Source organism: Kangiella taiwanensis (genome assembly GCF_020005165.1).
In the GTDB taxonomy this organism is placed as follows: domain Bacteria; phylum Pseudomonadota; class Gammaproteobacteria; order Enterobacterales; family Kangiellaceae; genus Kangiella; species Kangiella taiwanensis.
The window spans coordinates 282,159-304,581 of sequence record NZ_JAHCLT010000003.1; the positions used below are offsets into that span (position 1 = coordinate 282,159).

Here is a 22,423-nt window from a genome sequence, read left to right on the forward strand (position 1 = left end):
GGCTTTTCAGCCAAGGCTTTTTACTTCTTAACAAATTACGCCTTGTTCACGGCCCCAACGATCGTATCCACGTAATTCCCAGCCAGTGCAGCCAGCTGTAGATACGCCATCACGTACTTTCCACTGTTCCTGAGTCTTGATTGACTGGGACTTCGCAGATATTTTGAACGCGAATAATTTGGTTTCGTTCTTTTTGTTCATTATATTTTCCTTCAGGTTATGTAATTTGTGGGTTTCGATTAGCAGTAAATGCCTTGGTCTCTACCACGGTAATAATCATCCGCTCGAGAAAACATGCCTGAACAACCTGCAGTTGAAACGCCATCTCGCGCTTTCCACTGCTCACTTGATTGTACTTGTTGTGTTTTTTCTGACACTTTAAAAGCGAATAATTTTGCTTCATTTTGCTTTTTCATATCTTTCTCCTATTTTTTTAGATTGAATGGTGAATAAAAATATCACCGCGAATAATCCTAACCTCCATAAATAAAACTTGTCAATATGACCTTTATTAAAAATTTATCTAATGCGAATCTGGGTTAATCTGAATGCAAAAACGCCTTGCAAAACCCACAAGAAAATATAGTAAAATGAAGAAAATAGCGGAAAATAAAACATAATGAGCCAAGAAATATTTTTACTAGATCAGTCAGAAAAGTTTCCTCCTCCATACCTTGCACAGGAAAACCCCAACGGTTTACTAGCTGTCGGTGGCGACTTATCACAATCTCGGTTAATCGAGGCTTATAAAAATGGAATATTCCCTTGGTATTGTGAGGGAGAACCCATCTTGTGGTGGTCTCCAGATCCGCGCTGTGTTTTTTTACTCGATAACATCCATATATCCCGCTCAATGAAAAGAGCACTAAAAAAATCCACTTACACTGTCACGCTAAACCAATCATTTGAAAACGTCATTGAAGGTTGCGCAGCACCACGAGCAAAAGAGGCTGAAACTTGGATACTCCCTGAAATGAAGGAAGCATACCTGCAGCTATACAAGAGTGGCTACGCACACTCAGTAGAAGTTTGGCACAACGACAGGTTGGCTGGGGGACTCTACGGGGTCAGCCTTGGTAGGTTCTTTTTTGGTGAGTCCATGTTTAGCACTGAACCCAATGCTTCAAAATTTGCATTAATCTACCTTTCTCATTACTTAAAACAGCAGGGATTTTTGTTGCTCGATAGTCAAGTCGGTAACCCCCACCTGTATCGCATGGGCGCGATTGATTTGCCACGGCAAGAGTTCTTAGCATTAATCGAAAAACACATTGATTGGCAACAGCCTCAACAAGTATGGCAGCCAAAAACTTTAGAGGACTGGTCTTAAAAAGAGTGACAAAGCAAGGTGATGAGTAGTAACCTAACTGTATGAGTCAGAAAGAAAAAGTTACTCAACACATTCGTTTATTTCGCGGCCCAGAGCACGCGTGTGGCTACCTTGATGATCGCATTGCTGTTTCAGTATTTGCCGATCCAAGCATACTCCTCAATAACGACTTATACTCAGAACTCAGCCGACAAGGCTTCAGGCGAAGTGGAGAGCATGTCTATCGTCCACATTGCCCTGGGTGTTCAGCGTGTTGGGCATATAGAGTTCTAACCGATAAGTTTCAACCCTCACGAAGTCAAAAGCGCGTCCTCAAACAAAATAACGGTTTTGAGGTAACTCTCGAACCTGCCGACTGTTTCGAAGAAGACTACCAACTGTATCAACATTACATCAGTCATCGCCATAAGGATGGCGACATGTACCCCCCATCCAAGCGCCAATATGCCGATTTCTTGTTCTCAGAGTGGTGTGATACCGCCCTCCTACGCGTACGTGACCAAGGTAAGTTAATTGCTGTTATCTGTTTAGATGTTATGGACGATGGCCTTTCTGCTGTTTACTCTTTTTTCGACACATCACCCAGCTATAAAAGTTTAGGTGTATTCGTGATTCTTAAAGCTATAGAACACAGCCAAAAGATGGGCCTCCCTTTTTGCTATTTAGGTTATTATGTTCAGGGGTGTCAAAAAATGGAGTACAAAATCAAATACCGGCCAGCGCAAGTATTTAAAAATAACCGCTGGTTAAGCCTAGATTAAGCAGAAAGTGGTAAAATTCTTTGCGATTATGGGCTAAATGAGGCATGATACGCCCATTTTTTAGATATCTTGTTAATTGATTTCACAGGAGAGAGTGGCCGAATGGCGAAAGAAGACGTAATTGAACTAGAAGGTAAAGTTCTAGAAACCCTACCAAATACTATGTTCCGAGTTGAACTTGAGAATGGTCACATTGTGACAGCTCATATTTCAGGCAAAATGCGTAAAAATTACATCCGCATTTTAACTGGTGATAAAGTGACGGTAGAAATCAGCCCTTACGATCTATCCAAAGGTAGAATTACCTTCCGTGCGCGTTAATTAACATTCGTCACTGTTAGGTGACGCATTATCGTATTACAAAAAAGGCGTTCTCTATTTTCATAGGAACGCCTTTTTGATTTATATCACACTCACTTAAGACTCGCTTTGCGTTATTCGCTTCCTTAATGGCTCTACTCGAATATCCAGTGCTTTGTCTTTTAGTGATACATAGACATCACCGCCGTCCATCAGTTCACCAAACAGTATTTCGTTAGCCAACGGTTTACGCACTTTATCACTAATTAAGCGCGCCATCGGCCTTGCGCCCATATTGATATCATAGCCATGTTCCGCAAACCATTCACGAGCATCATCATTAACGTGTAGGTTCACTTGCTTAGCGTCTAACTGCCCCTGAACTTCAGTCAAGAACTTATCCACAATCGATAAAATAACCTTTTTAGGCAGTGCATTAAACCAGACTGTAGCATCAAGTCGATTTCTAAACTCTGGTGAGAACGTTTTGTTAATTGCTTCTTCGCTATTTCGTGACATATCTTGATCTTTAAAACCAATCGACTGTTTCACAAGATCTTGTGCACCTGCGTTGCTGGTCATCACCAAAACAACGTTTCGAAAATCTGCTTTACGACCGTTATTATCAGTTAAAGTACCATGGTCCATAACTTGCAGTAGCAAATTAAACACATCCGGATGAGCCTTCTCAATTTCATCCAAGAGAACTACTGCGTGAGGGTTCTTATTGACCGCTTCAGTTAGCAGTCCACCTTTGTCATAACCCACGTAGCCAGGAGGTGCGCCGATGAGCCTCGAAACCGTATGTCGCTCCATGTACTCTGACATATCGAAGCGTATAAGCTCGACGCCCATGAGCTTAGCTAACTGCTTTGTGACTTCTGTTTTACCCACACCTGTCGGCCCTGCGAATAGGAATGACCCTACAGGTCGATTCTCTTGCCCTAGACCAGCTCTTGAAAGCTTGATCGCTTCAGACAAAGTGTCTATTGCAGTGTCTTGTCCAAAAACCACCATCTTTAAGTTACGATCGAGGTTTTTCAGAAGTTTCTTGTCAGAAGAAGATACCGTCTTCTCGGGAATGCGAGCAATTTTGGCTATAACCTGCTCAATATCAACCGATTCAATAATATCTTTTCGCGATTCATCAGGTTGAATTCTCTGCCTAGCTCCAGCCTCATCAATCACATCAATCGCTTTGTCAGGCAACTGGCGATCATTAATATACTTTGCAGAAAGCTCGGCAGCAGTTCTTATTGCCGAAGAGGTATAGCGTACATTGTGATGCTTCTCATAACGCTCTTTAAGCCCTTCAAGAATCGACACGGTTTCAGAAACGCTAGGTTCATTAATGTCCACTTTTTGAAAGCGACGAGCAAGAGCGTGGTCTTTTTCAAAGATGCCGCGATACTCTTGGAAAGTAGTCGAACCGATACAGCGAAGCTCACCATTAGCTAGCACAGGCTTTATCAGGTTTGATGCATCCATGGTCCCGCCTGAGGCTGCGCCTGCACCAATGATGGTATGAATTTCATCAATGAATAAAATGGCATGGGGTTCTTTTTTAAGTTGAGCTAATACAGCTTTTAGGCGTTTTTCAAAATCTCCTCGATACTTGGTCCCAGCCAATAACACACCTAAATCTAAAGAATGAACCACGGCATCAGCAATGACATCCGGAACCTCGCCATCAATAATGCGTTTGGCTAGGCCTTCCGCAATAGCGGTTTTGCCCACGCCAGCATCACCCACCAACAAAGGATTATTCTTACGGCGGCGGCACAAAATCTGGATCACACGCTCAACTTCGTGAGTACGGCCAATCAAAGGATCAATCTTGCCCTCTTCAGCCATTTTGTTGAGGTTAATCGCATACTGATCAAGTGGCTTGGCTTCAGGTGCTTCTTCTGGCTGCACATCATCTTCAATTTCTGAAGTTTCAAAGTCCTCATCCTCAGAAACGCCATGCGAAATGAAGTTGACCACATCTAGTCGCGACACATCTTGTTGCGATAAGAGATAGACCGCTTGTGACTCGGGCTCACTAAACATTGCCACCAATACATTGGCACCGCTGACAGACTCTTTACCCGATGACTGAACATGAAATACAGCTCGCTGCAAAACGCGTTGGAAGCCTATTGTCGGCTGAATTTCATAGTCTTCATTATCTTCTGAAAATTGAGGCGTCGTTTTGCCAATGAAGTTTTCCAGCTCGTCACGAAGTTTAGACAAATCAACGGAGCATGCTTTGAGGACTTCTAGCGCATCTTTGTTGTCCAGTAGCGCTAACATTAAATGTTCAATAGTAATAAACTCGTGACGATACTCGCGAGCTCGATGGAAGGCTTTATTGAGCGACTGCTCTAATTCTTTATCAAGCATACTAACCTCTTCTTAGAAACCACAAAGGCCTCACTACCACTATAAGCCTATTCGTCTTCAGGTTCCATAACACAAAGTAACGGATGTTCGTTGGAGCGAGCAAACTCGTTCACTTGGACAACTTTTGTCTCAGCAATATCAGGGGTGAATATTCCACAGACACCCTGCCCTTCATTGTGTACCTGAAGCATGACTCGAGTGGCTTTTTCCTGATCCATAGAGAAAAATGTGCGCAGCACTTCAACGACGAAATCCATAGGCGTGTAATCGTCGTTTAAAATCATGACCTTATACATTGGCGGCTTTTTTAGCTTTGGTTTTGCTTCAGCAACCGCCAAACCATGGTCTTTTTCTTCATTAAACTTGTGGTCGTTACTCATAACTAGCAATATGGCCGGCTCATGGTTTTTGTTACCTCTATTATGGCTATTTATGAGGGCATTTGGAAGGAGTTCAACCGGCCAGAAGAAGAAAGTTTTAGCGCTTAGTGAATTATCTTACGGTCTACCTCAGTCACTTGCCAAAAAGGCTTTTAGGCGTCAGAAGCCAAGCTAGCTGACCTTTATCACTATCAACCTCAGCCCAAGAATTTACTTTAAAATCAATACGAGCAACACTCGCAGTGGGAAATTTAACATGGCCGCCCATACTTAACTCAGACACAAGCGAAGAGCATAGAGGCTCATGAGAAACAAGCATAACCCGCTTAGCATCTGATTGTATCGCTTGAATTAATTCAATACTTTCCTCAACGCTCGACAAATATAAATCACGGGTACTGGTCATCGAGCTTTCCCAACGACCAAACTCCATTGCTAACGACGCGGTGTCGATAGCTCGCTTTGCTGTAGAACTAACCACGACCTCTGGCACTTGACCAACGGTTTTGAGGTGTGCACCCATGCTCTTTGCAGCTTCTATTCCGCGCTCTGCTAATGGTCGCTCATGATCATTTTTGAATTTCGCTTTCCAGTCGGATTTGCCGTGACGGAAAATATACAGTTTTTTGCTACCCATAAATCACCTATAAAGCTTGAAAACTCAAGCATCATGACATTTAGGCTGATAATAGTGCCTTGCCAATACTCCCACATGACACTATTGCGACACTTTTCTTACGTGTAACCTTCTGTAACAACAATATCCGCAAAAACATTTACTGTCATCCGTATTTGACTACAATACGTGGCAGTACTGCTAACCTTATTTGGACAGGATATGAAAAAAATAGAACATACTTTTGAAGCGGGTATTTTCAGTAGTCGCTGGATATTAGCGCCTTTTTTTGTTGGCTTAATTTTCTCTATAGTGATTCTTTTAGGTGGGTTCGCAAAAGAACTGTGGCATTTAATAACTCACTTCGGTTCTTTAAGTGAAATCGATACGATTCTAGGTATTCTCGCTTTGGTCGATATGACCCTACTAGCTAACCTATTGATTATTATTATTTTTAGCGGCTACGAAAGTTTCGTTTCAAAACTTGATGTTGCGGAGCATGAGGACAAGCCGGGCTGGATGGGCAAGGTCGGTTTCTCTACGCTTAAAGTGAAGCTAATCAGTTCAATTGTTGCGATTTCGGGTATCGACCTTTTGAGAACTTATATGCAATTAGACAATGATGGCACCATAAGCATAGAAGTAGTTAAATGGAAACTACTGATTCATGGCGTCTTTGTAATTTCTGGTTTGCTGTTTGCTGTTATGGATTACTTAACTCATAAAACAGGAAACAATCACTAGCCACGAGAACAAACAAAAAAAGCCCCTATGACAGGGGCTTTTTAGATATGTCAGAGGAGTAATTACTCTTCTTCAACAACCTTTGCATCCGGGGCATTACGAGCCACCGAACTAATACCATTGTTTCGGCCGCTTTCGGATTTATACATCTGACTCTTACCAATTTGCTGACCGTTTGATGCGTTTAAGCCAAAATAGAAGCGACCGTCTTTCGCAGTTTTCTTTTCAAAGCGTCCTTCATCCTGTGAATTCTTGCGCACTGACTCAATACCGTTTTCGCAAGCAGATTGAGATGAATAGCCTTGGCTTTGCAAAATAACTTCGCCATTACCCGCCTTTAATACGAAATAACTTTTTCCGTCATTACCCTTTGAGATTACGAATTTTCCCGCCATTATTATTACCTCATTTTGTTAATTCGACTGAGTAGGGTCAGCCTCCTGACTTTAAATACTCACTTATTTAACGACAAAATTCAAGCATATAGCGTCACATTTAACACATCCTAAACATTTCACGCTTTGAAATACTGAAGACATCACTCATAATCAGATAACTCAAGCTTATCATGACCAGTGTCCGCAATGACTAAACAGAACAAACAACGACTCTCCACTGTGATTCTATTACTGCTCGCAGCTTTCTACCTTTATGTTGAACATTCCCCAGATGAAAGCTCTGGGTCTACAAGCCGCTCTACTGTCACGGTGGCAACAGATAACGCACACCAGCTCATACATGAATACTACACAAACAAAACGTCAGGAAAAATGGTCGTGGTGACAGCAACTGTCCACCGAATTTTGAGTGATGATACCCATGAACCGCGACACCAACGCTTTATCCTAAGTCTCAATAGCGGCATGACCGTTTTAGTCGCGCATAATATAGATTTGGCACCGAGAGTTTCAGGACTTCAGATTGGCGACACGGTAACGGTTAATGGGCAATACGAATGGAATGATCAAGGCGGAGTTCTACATTGGACCCATCACGACCCAAAGGGACGCCGTGATGGAGGCCAAATTGAACATAATGGAAAGATCTACCAATAAATAAAAACTAAGGCTGATGGCGTTTACCGCTCCAGCCGCCCTGCTTTAAAATCTTCTCTCCCATTGCCGTCGGAACGTCTTCTAGCTCAGTGGCCATAGAGTCATTCCAACGATTCAAAAAGCCGTAGAGGCAAATTGCCCCTAAGATTTCAACGATTTGATCATCAGACCAATGCTGGGCCATTCGATCCATTAAGGGCTGATCGACAGCATTAGGTACAGATCCAGCAGCCAGCGCGTAATCCAACGCAACTCTCTCCGCTTCCGTGTAAAGGTTACTGGTCTGGTAGTCCCAAATTGCTTCAAGCTTTTCATCGCTGATGCCATGGATTTTAGCCGCTACCAAAGAGTGAGCCTCACAGTACTGACAACCTGCTGCACGACTAGCGAAGTGGGCGAGTAAACGCTTAAAGCCAAGGTCTACCTCACCATCTTCCGCCATTACAGCTTTGGTCAGCACTCCAAACCCTCTGACGATATCGGGACGACGCTGCATGGTAAGTAAACTGTTAGGAACAAAACCTAAAATTTCTTCAAAAATAGCAAAGTCCTCTGCTAAATCTGGGTGTAAATTCTTATCTAACGGCTTTAAAAAGGCCATACATCCTCCTTCAGTAATTCTAGTTATTAATTTGATTACCTTTAATATCCAATTGAATTGGCTTACCTAAACCGAGCTCTCCCAAACGTTCTAGCTGGGTCTTTGCATCGCCAACGACAAGGTAGTCCATACGCTTAGGGTTCATGTACTGTTGGATGGTTTGCTTGAAATCAGACAGCTCAAGATTTGATAACTCCTGCTGCTCATGCTCAAGATAATCCAGCGGCAAATCAAATCGGCTAATGTCTTCCAGGACACCCAATAAACTCCCTAAAGTTTCAAATTCACGCGTCTGACGTTTAATCACAATATTCTGGGTCGTCGCAAAGTCATCTTGAGTGAAAGTATCTTTATACTGCTCTATTTCATTAGTCAGTAAATCCAAAGACTCTTTCGTGACATTTGCACGAACGCTAGTTTGAGCCATTAGAGCACTCATCGACTCTCGACGTAATATGTAGCTATAGGCTCCATAAGTATAACCTTTCTCGATTCGTAATAACTGGAATAATCTTGCGCTAGAGCCCGCACCTAAACGGTCGTTTGCATAGACAAGATTATTATAATCCCCACTAGCACCCGGGAACGTTAATTGCCCACCGATAATGACCGACTGCTTCGCGCCAGGAACATCGATAAAGTACAACTGTGATTGCTCATCTGCCGTTTTTGCTTTGTACTCCGGCCACTCAACCTGTTTAGCATCCCATGAAGTTGTTAGGCGTTGTAATGAGCGAATGACCTCACTCTGGCTGATATCACCAGCAACATGGAAAGCAGACACCGTCGGAGAGACGTTTTTATTATAAAATGCTTTCACGTCATCTAATGTAATGGCTGAGACAGTCTCGATGGTACCACTTGCTGGAATACCAAGGATATGCTCATCGCCATACAGCATTTTTCTACTGACTGTCGATGCTATAGCAGGAGCATCACCCTCCTGCTGCTTTAATCGTGTTAAGAGACGTTTTTTAATTCGTTCGAACTCTGCCGGATCAAAACGTGGCTCTAGTAATATTTCTTCAACTAAAGACAAAGTCTTGTCATAATTTCGAGCCAAGGTATTGGCTGAAATAGTAATATCCTCATCTCCAGCTTCCACATTGATGCCAGCGCCTAGTAAACCAATTGCATCTTCCAGCTCTTCCGGCGTTTTGTCTCGAGTACCTTCCATCATGAGCTCCGACAAAATATAGGCCACGCCCGATTTTTCAGGTCGCTCAAGATAATGTCCGCCCTCAATTCTTAGCGTAAATTGAACCAACGGTAATTCGTTTTGCTCAATCCCTAGTACACGCAAACCATTATCAAGTTGATGGTCCCATACTTGAGGAGGCGTTAGTAGTGGCGTTTTGCCGAGAGGCGGCTCATTTCGAGGAAAGCTAGTTTTGGTTTTAGGGTAATCCCCCTCGTCCTTAACAACGATATCCTTTTCGGCACCTTGGACGATCTTTTCTTCTACTACACCTGCATCTTTCGATCCGTCTACGGCTAGCTTAAGCTGCCCTTTGGGCACAAAACTCGTCATAACATAGTGCTGCCCTTTGATGTACTTGTTATAAACATCGATGATGTCTTGCTTCGTTACGGCTTTAATCGACGCAATGTCTTGTTTCAAAAAGTCAGGCGAACCGGCGAACTCATTATACGATGCTAAATTGAAAGCTTTGTTCAATACACTAGAAATTCCGTTGTAAAACTGCGTCTCTTGGCGAGCTTTAATTTGTAGCAAATCTTTCTCAGAAAACCCTTCTGTCTCAAACTTGGCCAGAGCTTCTTCAATAGCGGCTTTAACTAAGTCTAAGTCAGTCCCAGCATTAGCACGAACTCTGATGGTAAACTCACCAGCAATTTCACGCGAGCTATTGTAGGCACTTGCACCCGGAGCAAGTTTTTTCTCTTCCACGATGACTTTATACAAAGGTGCACGCTTGCCTTGAGCTAAAATTTCACCTAATGCATTCAAAGCATAAGAATCTTTGTGGTACTCCTCTACGGTAGGAAATACCATCCTAACTTCGGGCAACTTGGCAAAATTATCTTCATGAGACAGCGATATCGTTTGTTCTAACTCAACAGGTCTAGGTTCAAGATCCAGTACAGGTTGCCCTTTACCTATTTCACCAAACCACTTTTCAACTAACTCCTTAGTTTCATCAAACTCAATATCACCAGCAATTACGAGTGTAGCGTTGTTAGGACCGTAATATTTTGCATAAAACTTCTTTACGTCTTCAAGCGTCGCATTTTGCAAGTCTTCAAGACTACCAATAACTGACCAGTTATACGGGTGATCTTCAGGATAAAGATTGCTAGAAATCACACTACCCGTATGACCGTATGGACGATTATCCACGCGCTGACGTTTTTCGTTCTTAACCACCTGTTTTTCGCGCTCAAGAGCATCCTTGGTTACTGTATTAATCATGTAGCCCATGCGGTCAGAGTCAATCCATAACAATTTCTCAAAGGCATCTTTAGGGACGACTTCGTAATAAATCGTGCCGTCATTCCATGTGCCGCCGTTGCGGGTACCTCCAAGCTCTCCAATCATCTTACGATTTGCGCCCATGGGGACATTTTCAGAATTGTTAAACGCCATATGCTCAAAGAAATGAGCAAAGCCCGTTTTACCAGGCTCCTCTCGGCTTGAACCAACATGGAACACCGTCGCTAAGGCCACAATCGGATCCGACTTATCTTGGTGCAAGATAACGGTTAAACCATTATCTAGCGTGTACCTCTCGTAGGGGATAGAGAAGTCAATGGCTTCAACGGGCGGCTCAGTAATCGATGTTTCTGCTTTGTCGCTATTTTGGCAGGCAGTCAGTAAGAAAGCGCTAGATACTGCTAGAGCGACTAGGCTTCGAGTAATTATTTTTGTCATGGGTCGGTCCATTCGGTCTTTATTGCTAATGCTATAATACTAATCATTGAATATTATTAGGCAAGTGATTTACATCAGTTGTTACAAATTGATCTAGTATTCGAGCATTAACACCTTACAGGCAAAAAAAAAGGCCTTCCGAAGAAAGCCTTATATGTTGAGCTATTGGGTGATTACTTAACGATTTCGTCGAGCGTACCTTGGGCTAAAGGATGGTAGCCGGGACGCGCCATTTTATAAACACGTTTTGCAAAAACCGCTCCATCTTCAGTCTCCATTAACTGCTTATACAAAGGTACAATCAACTTACGACGACCAATTGACACTAAATACGTCTCTAAACGAGGCATTACCGCATCGTAATTTGTCTTTAATGCCAACAGCAACCACGCATGTGCGATTTCATTATTGGAAGAATCTGTTAACTCAAAAGCTTTGTCTAGTTGCGTCATCTGCTTTTGCGACAGGTCTTCAGGCAGATTGTTAATAAAATGCAACCACTCATGCACTGTCCACTCGCCCGAGTCAAGATCAGCTAATGATTTTTCAGCTGCTAACCATGCTTTTGTTTCAGCATCAATTGTTGTAAAGGCGTCAGACGTTGGGTTCGGCATTGTTGGTGGCAACATCGCCTCATGGATCCAAATCTCGATTTCATCAGGACTAACAACATCCGGATACTTATCCAGAAGGTTCTTTTTCAAGTATTTCTTAAACTCTTCCGTGGTTAAACTTTGAAAAGCGTGAGCGTTAAAATATTCAACCAAGAAGGCATCAAAAACTTCACGTCCGAACTTTTTCTCAAGGTAAGTCAGGAACATTTGACCTTTGGTATAAGGAACACCTGAAAAAGCATCATCAGGATCACGGCCATCTAAATCCACATTAAGAATGGTAAACTCTTTTGGTAAAGCTTTAACTTCATCACGTAACCCTTGTACAGAAAGCGCTCGCTCCATAGTGGCTCTTTCTTCACCAAACAACTCTTCCATGATGCGGTTTTCAACATAACTGGTAAACCCTTCGTTTAACCAAAAGTCTTCCCAAGTCGCGTTAGTCACTAAATTTCCTGACCATGAATGAGCCAATTCATGAGCAATGAGGTTGACCAAACTTTTATCACCCGCAATTACAGTCGGAGTAATGAACGATAAGCGTGGGTTTTCCATACCGCCATAAGGGAAGCTAGGTGGTAGGATTAACAAGTCATAACGTCCCCAGCGATATGGGCCGTACATTTCCTCAGTCACTTGTACCATACGCTCAGTGTCATCAAACTCAGCAATAGCAGGTTCCAATAAGCTTGGCTCAGCATAAACACCGGTACGATCACTCATTGCTTTAAACTCAAGGTTACCAACGCCTAAAGCTATCAGGTAAGGCGGTATGGCTTGTGGCATTTCAAAGTGATAGTCACCATCCAGCTCGGTATCAGGCTCATTAAATGCACTCATCAGTGCCAAAAGCTCTTTTGGTGTTTTCAAATTAGCCGTATAGGTCACTCGAACCGCTGGTGAGTCTTGGATTGGGATGAAGCTTCGAGCATGAATTGCTTGTGCCTGGCTGTAAACAAACGGATGCTTCTTACCAGCTGTTTGCTCTGGCGTTAACCACTGTAGGCCGCTGGCTTGTGGCTGTGTTTTATAATACACACGAACTTTATTAGTAGAGTCGTTAACTGCAACAGTAAGCTTAGAGCCAAGATCGGCATCTTTTTCTGCTAACTCGAAACTTGTATCTTGCCACTGACCATCAACCCACTGTTGAGCTTTCTCAACAGTAATATCACGTGTATCCAGCACTAGTTCTGATACGTCATCTGTTAAGCGTTTGAAGCTTAAGTCTACGAAGCCTTCCAAAGCCTTCGCTTCAAAATTGACGGTTAACTCCAGATCGAAGTGATGGAGATTAACTTCATCAATATTGCCGTACGAATGCTCGTCAACACGCTTAACTTGTTTAACCGTTTCTTTGTTGTCTTTTTTGGTTTCAACTTTTTTCTCAACGACAACCGTCTGCTCATCAGACTGAGGTTGGTCTGACTCTTGCTGACAGCCAGCAAGACCCACCGCTGCTGCCAACATCAAATACTTATAACTTGTCTTCATTACTATTCTCTTTTATCGTAGAAGACAGACATTTAACCAATTATAAAAAATGAAGTAAAGCAATAAGCTTTAACCTAGCCGATAGAACAAATTGCATAACAATAGTATTGAGCTAAGCTTGTTCTTCCTATATAAAACATTAGGTTATGGACTACTTTTCACAAAGTTAGCAAGTTGAGTGTCAGTTTTTTTTACGCATATCACCAACTCTGCCACATTTTTGGCTATCAGTTGGTGATAGTATTCCGCTATCCAGTGCTGGTACTTATAGCGGGTAGATAATAACTACGGAGTTCTTAGATGCCATCACAAGGTAGCGGCAAATTTGATAGAGGCTATATTATCCCTATCGGGGGGTGCAATCACCAATTACACGACATCGTGGCCGAACAGATACGGAGTATTTGCCTAAGCGCAAAAGCGACGGTGGCCATTTTAAATGTCGGTCCAGAAAAAGTGACTCATCAGCTTGATAAAGCACTGCTAAACAATGGGTTTGATGCTTGCGAAGAGTTGGATATTCGTTCACGGCAAGATGCAACAGATGAGCAACTTCTTAAGCAAATGACGGATAAAGAACTGGTGGTCATTGTAGGTGAAAAGCCACTACAAATATCGACCCTTATAGGTGGTACACCAATCGCTAAACACTTACGTAAGCTTAACGCGGACGGTGTGCATATTGCTGGTAGCTACGGTGCAGCAGCTTTATTGAGTGAGCACATGATAGCTGGTGGAGAAGACTCGATTACGCCCAAACAAGATGGTGTCACAATGGCTCCTGGTTTAGGTTTAACCAATCGATTTATGCTTGACTACCATTTTGAACAACCGGGCAGATTAGGCAGGCTTTTAACCGCCCTATCCTATAACCCGTTCACCATCGGAGTGGGTATTGATGAAGGTTCAGCGCTATTTATCAGTCCCGCGGATGAATTACAGGTTTATGGTGATGGCTCAGCCACGTTAATCGACCCGAGTAATTTACAGTACTCGTCAATGGGCACGGCAGGAAGTGGAGACTACATTTCACTATTTGGCCTTCAGATGCATATTTTGGCCCCAGGGAGTCGCTTTAAAGCATCTGACCATAAAGCGTTTGATGAGCACTGGGCATGACCGTTTCAGTACCCAGCAAACAGTTAACATCGTACTAATTAGTAACAAACAATATTTCAGGTGACATGAATGACAAAATCTAGTTTTAAAAATATCGGTATCCTTTTAGCAAGCTCGCTTCTGTTATGGTCATGTGCAGCGCCACAAAAAGAAGTTCCCACAGAGCCAACGCCACCGAAGAAGCCCGTTAAAACCTATAAAGATGTCCATATCGGTGCAAACAACTTCATGTCTGTGCCATCAACTTGGAACCTGAAGCAGAACATCATGCCTAAAGGCTACGTTAGTTATACTATTAAGAATCGAGATGTTCACTTAGTCATTTCCGGCTATAAAGATAAAAAATCAAACTTCAATCTCGATAAAAGTAAAAAAGACTTGGCGAGTGTGACGATCTTATATCGCACAGGCTCTAAATCTAAAGCAAAGCGCTATAAAGACATTTCAGATCAACACAAACTGGGTGGCTACACGCATCATACTTGTCACAGCAATAACAAATGCTATCAAGTTTTCCCACTATCTAACTGGCGTTCTATGATGGCTGCTGACTTCCATGTGGGCGGTATGAAGTATACGCTAACTGCAGGAGTTGACGATTTAGAAGGCGTTCATGCAAAAGACATTTTGAAAGCTCTTCACAGCATTCGAGTTAAGTCTAGCGTCGAAAAATAAATTAGAAAGCAAATTAAAAAAGCCTGCAAAAGCAGGCTTTTTTATGTCTATCGTCATTATATCCGTACTATTTAGCTTTGTGCTTCTCGCTCGGCAATAAATTCCAGCGCCTTATCAATCCGTGTTAGCACGCGGTCCTTACCAATCCACTCCAGAGTGACACCAAGGTCTGGTGACATGCCTGAACCAGTCACAGCAACTCGTAATGGCATACCAACTTTACCCATACCCAACTCCAGCTCATCCGCAGTAGCGCTGACCAAGGCATGAAGTGAATCAGCTGACCAGTCATATTGAGCCTGTATTTTCGCTTTAATCGTTTCAAGTGGCTCACGGGCTACTGGGCGCAAATGCTTTTTCGCTGCTTTTGCATCAAACTCTTCAAAATCTTCGTAGAAATAACGAACCGACTCAACAAGCTCTTGCAAAGTTTTTACACGCTCAGCCATCGCTGGAATCAAGCTCTTGATGTCTGGCCCTGAAGTCAAATCTAAGCCAGCAACATCAATATGCCACTGCAAGTGCTTTAAGACTTCCTCAGCTGGCAGAGTTTTCATGTAATGTTGGTTAAGCCAGTTCAGCTTGTCTGTATTGAAAGCCGAAGGCGCACGATTGACGTCTTTAAGATCAAATAACTCGATCATTTCGTCCAGCGAAAAGACTTCCTGATCGCCATGAGACCAGCCCAATCGAACTAGGTAGTTTAATACTGCCTGAGGTAAATAACCTTGGTCACGATACTGCATTACGCTGACTGCACCGTGACGCTTTGATAAGCGCTTCCCGTCATCGCCTAGAATCATCGGAACATGTGCATACAGAGGAGCTTTAGCACCTAACGCCTCGATCATATTGATCTGGCGAGGTGTATTATTCACATGGTCGTCACCACGAATGACATGACTGATCTCCATGTCCAGATCATCAACCACGACGGTAAAGTTATAGGTAGGCGTACCATCCGTTCGTGCAATGATTAAATCATCCAGCTCACTATTGCTGACCGCGATCTCACCTTTAATTAAATCATTAAATACCACCTTACCTTCTTCTGGATTCTTAAAACGAATCACATGCGGCTTAGAGGTATCTTGCTCATCAGTACTTAAATTACGGCAGTGTCCGTCATAACCAATATTCTGTTTATTGGCCTGCTGCTCTTCCCGTAACGCATCTAAGCGCTCTTTAGAGCAGTAGCATCGGTAAGCTTTCCCCTGCTCCAACAAGTTCTCAATCTGCTCTTTATAACGATCAAAACGGTGCGTTTGATAAAACGGTCCTTCATCATGCCCTAAACCTAACCACTCCATGCCTTGAAAAATCGCCTCAACCGACTCATCCGTCGAGCGCTCTCGGTCTGTATCCTCAATTCTTAGCACAAACTGTCCTTGATGCCTTTTGGCATAAAGCCAGCTATAAAGCGCAGTTCTAGCTCCGCCTACGTGCAAATAACCTGTCGGGCTTGGTGCAAAACGTGTTTTAACGGTCATAATCTATGTCATTATTTAAAAGTTGGCCTATTCTACCAAGGCCTCACATTTTTCAAAACCTATTTAATCTAACCGCTTAATAATTAAACAAAAGAAACTGTAAATAACGCTTTAACAGTTTTTTTTAATCTTTTTCAAAAAAAACTGTTGACCTTAAGCGCCTACGACCCTAGAATGCGCTCCGTTCTTGAGGAACACTCCCAAGAACTCTGGAATGTGGGTGGTTAGCTCAGTTGGGAGAGCATCGCCCTTACAAGGCGAGGGTCACTGGTTCGAGCCCAGTACCACCCACCACTTTCCATACCCTTTTTTAGATTGAATTGTATTCTAAGCCTCTGACCAAGTCAGAGGCTTTTTTTTGATCTTCTGCAAAGCAATGGATGCCGTATACACTTAGGAAATCTCTGCTAGATAACAACAACTCATTTCAATTACTTATAACCCATGGCAAAATATGCCGCAGCTGTTTCAAATTTATAAACCCTGGAGCACTCAGTGCAACCTTCGTTAGACGCCTTACGCGATGTTCTAGATTCAGAATGCCTCTTAACTGATGCCGACTCTCTTCAACAGTACGGTAAAGACTGGACGAATCAGTACACTCCAACCCCACTCGCCATTGCATTACCCAAAAGCACGGAGCAAGTTGTCTCCATTGTTGAATGGGCAAATGACAACTCTGTAGCCATAGTGCCTTCTGGTGGACGAACAGGCCTCAGTGGCGGCGCAGTAGCTACGAGCGGCGAACTGGTAATCGCACTTGATAAAATGAATCAAGTGCTTAGTTTTGAGGCGTCAACACAGCAGGTCACTTGTCAGGCTGGTGTTATCACAGAGCAATTACAACAGTACGCGTTAGATAATGAGCTCTATTACCCCGTTGACTTTGCTTCAAGCGGCTCCAGTCAAATTGGTGGTAATATTGCCACTAACGCAGGCGGTATTAAAGTCATACGCTACGGCCTGACGCGCGACTGGGTCATGGGGCTAACGGTTGTAACAGGTAAAGGCGAAGTCCTAAATTTAAATGCTGGGCTGATAAAAAATGCCACCGGTTACGACTTAAGACATTTATTTATTGGTAGCGAAGGCACCTTGGGGATTATCACCGAAGCCACGATAAAACTGACCCGTCAGCCAACTAACCTTACAGTGTTACTGCTCGCTATTCCTGAGTTGGATAAGGTAACGTCACTGCTCAATGCTTTTCAGAAAGAAATCGATTTAACAGCTTTTGAGTTCTTCTCAGAAGAAGCTATGACCAAAGTCATGACGCACCACGAATTACCACGACCTGTAGAAACGCAGGCTCCCTTCTATTGCTTACTTGAATTTGATGCGACCTCCGAAGATATCTTAGAAAAAGCATTGAGTTGTTTTGAGTCTGGGCTAGAAGAAGAATACATTCTTGACGGTGTTATGAGTCAAAGTCAGCAACAGGCCGATGAACTTTGGAAGTACAGGGAGTATATTTCGGAAACTATTTCAGCACGACGCCCGTATAAGAATGATATTTCAGTGACGCCCGATAAAGTTTCTGAGTTCTTAAGTCGTGTTGATGCCATCGTCGCTAAAGAGTACCCCGAGTTTGAGGTTATTTGGTTTGGGCATATTGGTGATGGCAACCTTCATTTAAATATTCTGGCGCCTGAGGAAATGGATTACGCGGAGTTTACTCAGGCTTGCGAGCAGGTAAATCCATTGATTTTCGATGTTTTAAAGGAACTTGGTGGTAGTATTTCTGCCGAGCACGGTGTTGGGTTGTTGAAGAAACCTTACTTAAATTATAGTCGCTCGGAGGCTGAAATCAGCTATATGAAGGGAATTAAAGCGACCTTTGATCCGAACAACATCATGAATCCTGGAAAATTATTTTGATGCTACTGCTACTTAGCGTTATTGCTTTATTAATTGGCCCAATCACCTTAAAAGTGATTGGCCATAATCGCCGGATGGATGACTTTTTATTTCCGTTCGTACTGGTATCGGTTGGTTCACTTTTAGTCTTTGATGTACTACCAGTACTATGGGGTAATATTGGCCTCGTGCTGCTACCTTTACTATTGCTTGGTTTCTTTGGTCCAGCATTAGTTGAGGTAACATTCAGAAGGTTTGCTCACAAGACTCATAGCGCAGCACTTCTTCTTGGGATTCTAGGCCTAATGACTCACTCGGCAATCGACGGTGCGGCCGTAGTCACTGTTGCCGGCAATGAAATGCTTCCCTACGCCGTTATTTTGCATAGACTAGTCGTAGGTTTAAGCTTGTGGTGGATCGTTAACCCATTATGGGGTGATCGCAAATCAGCTATCGTCTTTTCTCTGATGGTATTAACCACTGTGATCGGCTACTACATAGGCGAGAAGCAGTTATTTGGCTTACATAATACGTTTATTGACTATTTTCAGGCTGTCGTTAGCGGGACTCTGCTACACGTTATTATTCACAGACCACATAGCCACGAACATGCTGGTAGTGAGCCGCATGCACATACACATGAAGAGGCTGCAAAACACCAATTCATCAACTCTATTCATCATAAGGCTTACTTTGTAGCTGGTCTGATTATCGCTGTGCTACTTGTTTTAATATTACATTATTGGCATCACTAAGATACAGACTCACCATCCCAGTTGATTTTATTGGATTTAGGAATAGATGAAACATAATCCAACTGGCCGCTTGCTAGAAGCCCGCTCAAGTTCGTGGTGATTTGAGCTCTAATCTCTTGAGGATGCGAAAACTGATTGGTATAAATACCAAGCCAGGCATTTCGACTATTGTTTTTCGCCACCGTCATCGCGCGATTAATCACATAAATGAGCTGCTCCCATGTAATGATCTCTTTGGGGTTCTCAAGAAACGGGAAGCGTCCAAAACCCACGCTACATGTGACATCGATACTAGCACCATTACCCAAGTCAAACTTACGTGAAGCAATAATGGAGCGTATTTTTTCAGCCATGATCATTTGTTCGCGCTTTTCGATGCCGCGACTCAATATCAAGAGCGTAGCTCCCTGCCAACGTACCAAAGTATCTGTACCATAACTGATCGTTTTCAAACACTCGGCAGCTTGTTTGAGCACCTCATTACCACACAAATGACCATGTTCTTTGTTAATCATAGCCAAATTATCAATATCGACTGCGAAAACCCCTAAATAGACCCCGGCTATACCATCATTCTCAAGCCATGTATTCGCGATATTCTCGAGCTCAGCATTGATATGTTGCTTTAAATAGTGCTTACTTTTAAAGCCTGTGAGCTGGTCATTCACTGTTACACTCTCTAGCTGACTCTCTAACCTTTCCGATAAGTAGCGCTGCTCAGATAACGAGTACTGTAAGTCCTCGACTTGATAGAGTAGCGTTTTCTTTTCGCTGAGCAATAATTGCGTCTGAGCCTTTCGCTCTTTTAGTTTCTTTTCCTGTAAAGTCAAACGTCTAGAGAAATGTCGAGAAAGGTAGATTGCAACCCCAATAACTACAAGTGACAAAATTAATAAATACAGCATAAAGCCTTGAGCACTGGCCCAGAAGCTTTTATCTACGGTTAATAACAGAGTAATTTCATCATCACCCCAGCGTCCATCCTTTTGTCTGACTTGAGCTCGAACTAAGAGCTGCTCTTGATTGATGTTGTGGAGTTTAATTGTCGGCCCATCAAGATCAATCCAGTTGTCATCAAGGGCGTCTACTTTATAACGATAGTCCGAACCATTGCCGTTAATGAAGTCTAAAGTAGACAGCCTAATAATCACGGTTCCTAAATCACTCACATTCGCAAAATAGGTGCTCCCCTCTTTGGTAGCAGAGATGACATCTTGACCTTGTTTCACTGAGATGATTTGTAACTCTTTTTCTTTTTTATCAATCGTGATCTCATTAGGGCTTAATCGGGTAATTCCGTTTAAGCCACCAAAATAAAGATTTCCATCCTCATCTGCAAAGTCTGCGTTAGTATAAAATTCGTTATATTGAATGCCATCTTCATAAGTGAAGTTTACAGGTATTCCCTTATCCGGATGATATTTAATCAAACCATTAGCCGTTGAAATCCACAAATATCCAGACTCATCAGCCAGTATTGAGCAAATGAAATCATCCACAAAGCCATCACTTTCAGTGACCCTCTGGAAATAAACATCTCCCGTAGAGTCATACCTGACACGGTTTAAGCCAGAAACGGTTCCGACCCAAAGTACACCCAATAAGTCTTCATAGATCACGGTAATGTCAGAGTTAGACAATGTCTGAGTATCACTCTGGACACTGACGTAATGCTCATAACTTTGGTTTATCGGGTTAAACCGAACCAGGCCTTGGGCGCTTCCAACCCACAAGTAGCCCTGCAGATCTTCATAAATGGTATATGCACCGTACTTTGAGGTAATGACTTGTTCAGGCAGAAAGCCGGACTTATCTATAAACCTCAGGCTGGATGTTTTTATTTCTGAGTCACGGCTGGTATCTATTTTGATTTGATAAAATCTATTCTCCCCTCCAAGCCAGATATCGCCGCCACGACTTTCAACGATGCTCGACAATGTTTTCAAATCCAGCAAATTACCATTAGTGTCATGGACTTCATCTAAGTGTATGAAGCCTTCACTGTCGAAAGGCTTGAGAAATAAACCCTTGCTACTAACAATCCAAAGGTTACGATGCCGATCTTCAACTAAACCACCAACGTAGCCAGTACTGACAAAGTGCTCTCCTACTTTTAGAGGAGTGTAGTCTTGCAGGATCGAAAAGTCGTTGTTATAGCGGTAGATACCAGAATCGGTTCCCACCAAGAGGTCGCCTTTATAAGTCTTCAATAGGCTTGTGGTATAGTTATTTCCTTTAAAGTTCATCACTTCTCGCTTTTTCAGCAAGTGGATAAACTCTTGTTTTGACTTCCAATAGTTAACTCCAAATAAGCTTCCGACCCAAAATAGTCCATCGCTAGACTTCCAAATCGACATGCTTGTATCGTTATTTATTGAGTGTTGGTCGCTATAATCTGAGTAAAATTCTTTAGTGATATTATTAGTATCAGCATCCCAGTACTTAAGCCCGCTTTCTGTCGCCAACCAGTAACCACTTTCGAAAGAAATTAACTGTCTTACTCTGGAGGGACTCTGCTTGCGCCCATCATAAACTGGGTGGTAATGAACAGAAGCTGACTCACCGTCAACAGCCATCTGAAAGACCGCAAAGCCCTCCTCTCCTGTGATAAAAAATTGACTGTTATTAGTAAGGTCAGGATAAAGACCAAGGAGATTCAAATCGCTCGATAAGCATTCTGTGCTCTTATCACGCCCTGTCATGTCCACAGAAATTACACAACTGTCATCAAGCAAATAAATCCTATTATTATTGGCTAAAAACTGTGAGGCCTCGTAGCTTTGTACTACATCATCAAATTGAGTTAACCGAGTAACTGCACCGTCAGACTCCTCAATCAGAGCAATAAAGTTTTTAGTCAGTACTAATAGATTGTTATCTTGAGTCAGAGAAATTGCATGAACTTGAAAGCTATCACCAGACAACTCATCGTCAGTGGTAAGCTCTTTTAAATTTTGCGTCCAATGAGTCACCTCCAATGTATAGATGTTTACCCCATCGACTCCCTGTGGCGTCAAAACCCAAATAGTATCATTTTGGTCATGAAGCAAGCGGCTTACCGTGGGTGAGACCAGACTCTTAGAGTCGCTCGAGACATGACGTAGCTGATCAAATTTAACCCCATCATAACGGTTCAAACCATCCTGAGTACCAAACCACATAAAACCTAGGCGATCTTCTGTGATGTCATAAATGGTACTTTGGCTTAAACCATCTTCTATAGTAAGAGAGTTGAATCGAATGCGGTCAGAAACTGGTGATTCGGATTGAGCAGCAGGAATAAACAACAGGTTCGCGAACAGAAGTGCGAAAAAAAAGACTGGTGATAACACTTTCAATGACAAGTGCTGCACAAAG

Annotated in this window: 20 protein-coding genes and 1 tRNA gene; 10 read left to right on the forward strand and 11 right to left on the reverse strand. The window is 42.8% G+C overall.

Annotated features, from left to right (window positions below; all coding sequences use genetic code 11):
* Positions 1-27 precede the first annotated feature (27 nt).
* Positions 28-201 (reverse strand): hypothetical protein, encoded by a 174-nt coding sequence (locus KFK88_RS10465; protein WP_223579373.1) that lies wholly within the window; start codon positions 199-201, stop codon positions 28-30.
* A gap of 38 nt (positions 202-239) precedes the next feature.
* The gene (locus KFK88_RS10470) at positions 240-416 is read right to left on the reverse strand and encodes a hypothetical protein (protein ID WP_223579374.1); all 177 of its coding nucleotides are present in this window, start codon (positions 414-416) and stop codon (positions 240-242) included.
* Between the two features lie 203 nt (positions 417-619).
* On the opposite strand from KFK88_RS10470, the gene aat reads away from it, so the two are divergent.
* From aat to infA, 3 genes are all read left to right on the forward strand, one after another.
* Complete coding sequence (gene aat, locus KFK88_RS10475) at positions 620-1,330, forward strand: leucyl/phenylalanyl-tRNA--protein transferase (protein WP_223579376.1); 711 nt, start codon at positions 620-622, stop codon at positions 1,328-1,330.
* Between the two features lie 41 nt (positions 1,331-1,371).
* Positions 1,372-2,091, forward strand: coding sequence for an arginyltransferase (locus KFK88_RS10480; RefSeq protein WP_223579378.1), 720 nt, complete (start codon positions 1,372-1,374; stop codon positions 2,089-2,091).
* A 102-nt stretch (positions 2,092-2,193) separates the two neighbouring features.
* Positions 2,194-2,412: a translation initiation factor IF-1 gene (infA, locus tag KFK88_RS10485; protein WP_046561074.1), complete on the forward strand. Its 219-nt coding sequence runs from the start codon at positions 2,194-2,196 to the stop codon at positions 2,410-2,412.
* 96 nt (positions 2,413-2,508) lie between these two features.
* Here the strand turns inward: infA and clpA are convergent, their stop codons facing one another.
* The 3 genes from clpA to KFK88_RS10500 form a co-directional block, all read right to left on the reverse strand.
* Entirely contained in the window at positions 2,509-4,776 is a 2,268-nt protein-coding gene (clpA, locus tag KFK88_RS10490) for an ATP-dependent Clp protease ATP-binding subunit ClpA (protein WP_223579380.1), read from the reverse strand.
* 47 nt (positions 4,777-4,823) lie between these two features.
* Positions 4,824-5,156, reverse strand: a complete 333-nt coding sequence (gene clpS / locus KFK88_RS10495) for an ATP-dependent Clp protease adapter ClpS (protein WP_223579383.1) — start codon at positions 5,154-5,156, stop codon at positions 4,824-4,826.
* Between the two features lie 133 nt (positions 5,157-5,289).
* Entirely contained in the window at positions 5,290-5,793 is a 504-nt protein-coding gene (locus KFK88_RS10500) for a SixA phosphatase family protein (protein ID WP_223579386.1), read from the reverse strand.
* Between the two features lie 201 nt (positions 5,794-5,994).
* On the opposite strand from KFK88_RS10500, the gene KFK88_RS10505 reads away from it, so the two are divergent.
* Positions 5,995-6,516: a TIGR00645 family protein gene (locus tag KFK88_RS10505; protein WP_223579389.1), complete on the forward strand. Its 522-nt coding sequence runs from the start codon at positions 5,995-5,997 to the stop codon at positions 6,514-6,516.
* A 62-nt stretch (positions 6,517-6,578) separates the two neighbouring features.
* Here the strand turns inward: KFK88_RS10505 and KFK88_RS10510 are convergent, their stop codons facing one another.
* Positions 6,579-6,911 carry a YegP family protein gene (locus KFK88_RS10510; RefSeq protein ID WP_223579392.1) on the reverse strand — a complete coding sequence of 111 codons (333 nt, stop codon included), beginning with the start codon at positions 6,909-6,911 and terminating at the stop codon, positions 6,579-6,581.
* A gap of 189 nt (positions 6,912-7,100) precedes the next feature.
* On the opposite strand from KFK88_RS10510, the gene KFK88_RS10515 reads away from it, so the two are divergent.
* A complete protein-coding gene (locus tag KFK88_RS10515; protein ID WP_223579395.1) occupies positions 7,101-7,571 on the forward strand; it encodes a DUF3465 domain-containing protein in 471 nt (156 codons plus the stop codon).
* Positions 7,572-7,578: 7 nt separating this feature from the next.
* Here KFK88_RS10515 and KFK88_RS10520 read toward each other — a convergent pair whose 3' ends face one another.
* The 3 genes from KFK88_RS10520 to KFK88_RS10530 form a co-directional block, all read right to left on the reverse strand.
* Positions 7,579-8,172, reverse strand: coding sequence for a carboxymuconolactone decarboxylase family protein (locus KFK88_RS10520; protein ID WP_223579398.1), 594 nt, complete (start codon positions 8,170-8,172; stop codon positions 7,579-7,581).
* Positions 8,173-8,191: 19 nt separating this feature from the next.
* Positions 8,192-11,062 (reverse strand): M16 family metallopeptidase, encoded by a 2,871-nt coding sequence (locus KFK88_RS10525; RefSeq protein ID WP_223579401.1) that lies wholly within the window; start codon positions 11,060-11,062, stop codon positions 8,192-8,194.
* Positions 11,063-11,235: 173 nt separating this feature from the next.
* Entirely contained in the window at positions 11,236-13,170 is a 1,935-nt protein-coding gene (locus KFK88_RS10530; protein WP_223579404.1) for a M1 family metallopeptidase, read from the reverse strand.
* Between the two features lie 300 nt (positions 13,171-13,470).
* Here KFK88_RS10530 and KFK88_RS10535 point away from each other — a divergent pair, with 300 nt between their 5' ends.
* Together KFK88_RS10535 and KFK88_RS10540 are read left to right on the forward strand one after the other, a co-directional pair.
* Positions 13,471-14,289: a cyanophycinase gene (locus tag KFK88_RS10535; protein ID WP_223579407.1), complete on the forward strand. Its 819-nt coding sequence runs from the start codon at positions 13,471-13,473 to the stop codon at positions 14,287-14,289.
* A 69-nt stretch (positions 14,290-14,358) separates the two neighbouring features.
* Complete coding sequence (locus KFK88_RS10540; protein WP_223579411.1) at positions 14,359-14,964, forward strand: hypothetical protein; 606 nt, start codon at positions 14,359-14,361, stop codon at positions 14,962-14,964.
* 71 nt (positions 14,965-15,035) lie between these two features.
* Here KFK88_RS10540 and gltX read toward each other — a convergent pair whose 3' ends face one another.
* Positions 15,036-16,454 carry a glutamate--tRNA ligase gene (gltX, locus tag KFK88_RS10545; RefSeq protein WP_223579414.1) on the reverse strand — a complete coding sequence of 473 codons (1,419 nt, stop codon included), beginning with the start codon at positions 16,452-16,454 and terminating at the stop codon, positions 15,036-15,038.
* Positions 16,455-16,672: 218 nt separating this feature from the next.
* On the opposite strand from gltX, the gene KFK88_RS10550 reads away from it, so the two are divergent.
* From KFK88_RS10550 to KFK88_RS10560, 3 genes are all read left to right on the forward strand, one after another.
* Positions 16,673-16,748: transfer RNA gene (locus KFK88_RS10550), tRNA-Val, on the forward strand.
* Positions 16,749-16,949: 201 nt separating this feature from the next.
* Positions 16,950-18,332 (forward strand): FAD-binding oxidoreductase, encoded by a 1,383-nt coding sequence (locus KFK88_RS10555; RefSeq protein WP_223579417.1) that lies wholly within the window; start codon positions 16,950-16,952, stop codon positions 18,330-18,332.
* Entirely contained in the window at positions 18,332-19,066 is a 735-nt protein-coding gene (locus KFK88_RS10560; protein ID WP_223579419.1) for a hypothetical protein, read from the forward strand. The genes KFK88_RS10555 and KFK88_RS10560 overlap by 1 nt, the downstream gene beginning before the upstream one ends.
* On the opposite strand, the gene KFK88_RS10565 is transcribed toward KFK88_RS10560, so the two are convergent.
* The gene (locus KFK88_RS10565; protein WP_223579422.1) at positions 19,063-22,419 is read right to left on the reverse strand and encodes a ligand-binding sensor domain-containing diguanylate cyclase; all 3,357 of its coding nucleotides are present in this window, start codon (positions 22,417-22,419) and stop codon (positions 19,063-19,065) included. The genes KFK88_RS10560 and KFK88_RS10565 overlap by 4 nt on opposite strands.
* Between the last annotated feature and the right edge of the window lie 4 nt (positions 22,420-22,423).

Bases quoted from the DNA above. Each gene is read 5' to 3' on its own strand.
- KFK88_RS10465 (WP_223579373.1), bottom strand. From the start codon at position 201: ATGAACAAAAAGAACGAAACCAAATTATTCGCGTTCAAAATATCTGCG.
- KFK88_RS10470 (WP_223579374.1), bottom strand. From the start codon at position 416: ATGAAAAAGCAAAATGAAGCAAAATTATTCGCTTTTAAAGTGTCAGAA.
- aat (WP_223579376.1), top strand. From the start codon at position 620: ATGAGCCAAGAAATATTTTTACTAGATCAGTCAGAAAAGTTTCCTCCT.
- KFK88_RS10480 (WP_223579378.1), top strand. From the start codon at position 1,372: ATGAGTCAGAAAGAAAAAGTTACTCAACACATTCGTTTATTTCGCGGC.
- infA (WP_046561074.1), top strand. From the start codon at position 2,194: ATGGCGAAAGAAGACGTAATTGAACTAGAAGGTAAAGTTCTAGAAACC.
- clpA (WP_223579380.1), bottom strand. From the start codon at position 4,776: ATGCTTGATAAAGAATTAGAGCAGTCGCTCAATAAAGCCTTCCATCGA.
- clpS (WP_223579383.1), bottom strand. From the start codon at position 5,156: ATGAGTAACGACCACAAGTTTAATGAAGAAAAAGACCATGGTTTGGCG.
- KFK88_RS10500 (WP_223579386.1), bottom strand. From the start codon at position 5,793: ATGGGTAGCAAAAAACTGTATATTTTCCGTCACGGCAAATCCGACTGG.
- KFK88_RS10505 (WP_223579389.1), top strand. From the start codon at position 5,995: ATGAAAAAAATAGAACATACTTTTGAAGCGGGTATTTTCAGTAGTCGC.
- KFK88_RS10510 (WP_223579392.1), bottom strand. From the start codon at position 6,911: ATGGCGGGAAAATTCGTAATCTCAAAGGGTAATGACGGAAAAAGTTAT.
- KFK88_RS10515 (WP_223579395.1), top strand. From the start codon at position 7,101: ATGACTAAACAGAACAAACAACGACTCTCCACTGTGATTCTATTACTG.
- KFK88_RS10520 (WP_223579398.1), bottom strand. From the start codon at position 8,172: ATGGCCTTTTTAAAGCCGTTAGATAAGAATTTACACCCAGATTTAGCA.
- KFK88_RS10525 (WP_223579401.1), bottom strand. From the start codon at position 11,062: ATGACAAAAATAATTACTCGAAGCCTAGTCGCTCTAGCAGTATCTAGC.
- KFK88_RS10530 (WP_223579404.1), bottom strand. From the start codon at position 13,170: ATGAAGACAAGTTATAAGTATTTGATGTTGGCAGCAGCGGTGGGTCTT.
- KFK88_RS10535 (WP_223579407.1), top strand. From the start codon at position 13,471: ATGCCATCACAAGGTAGCGGCAAATTTGATAGAGGCTATATTATCCCT.
- KFK88_RS10540 (WP_223579411.1), top strand. From the start codon at position 14,359: ATGACAAAATCTAGTTTTAAAAATATCGGTATCCTTTTAGCAAGCTCG.
- gltX (WP_223579414.1), bottom strand. From the start codon at position 16,454: ATGACCGTTAAAACACGTTTTGCACCAAGCCCGACAGGTTATTTGCAC.
- KFK88_RS10560 (WP_223579419.1), top strand. From the start codon at position 18,332: ATGCTACTGCTACTTAGCGTTATTGCTTTATTAATTGGCCCAATCACC.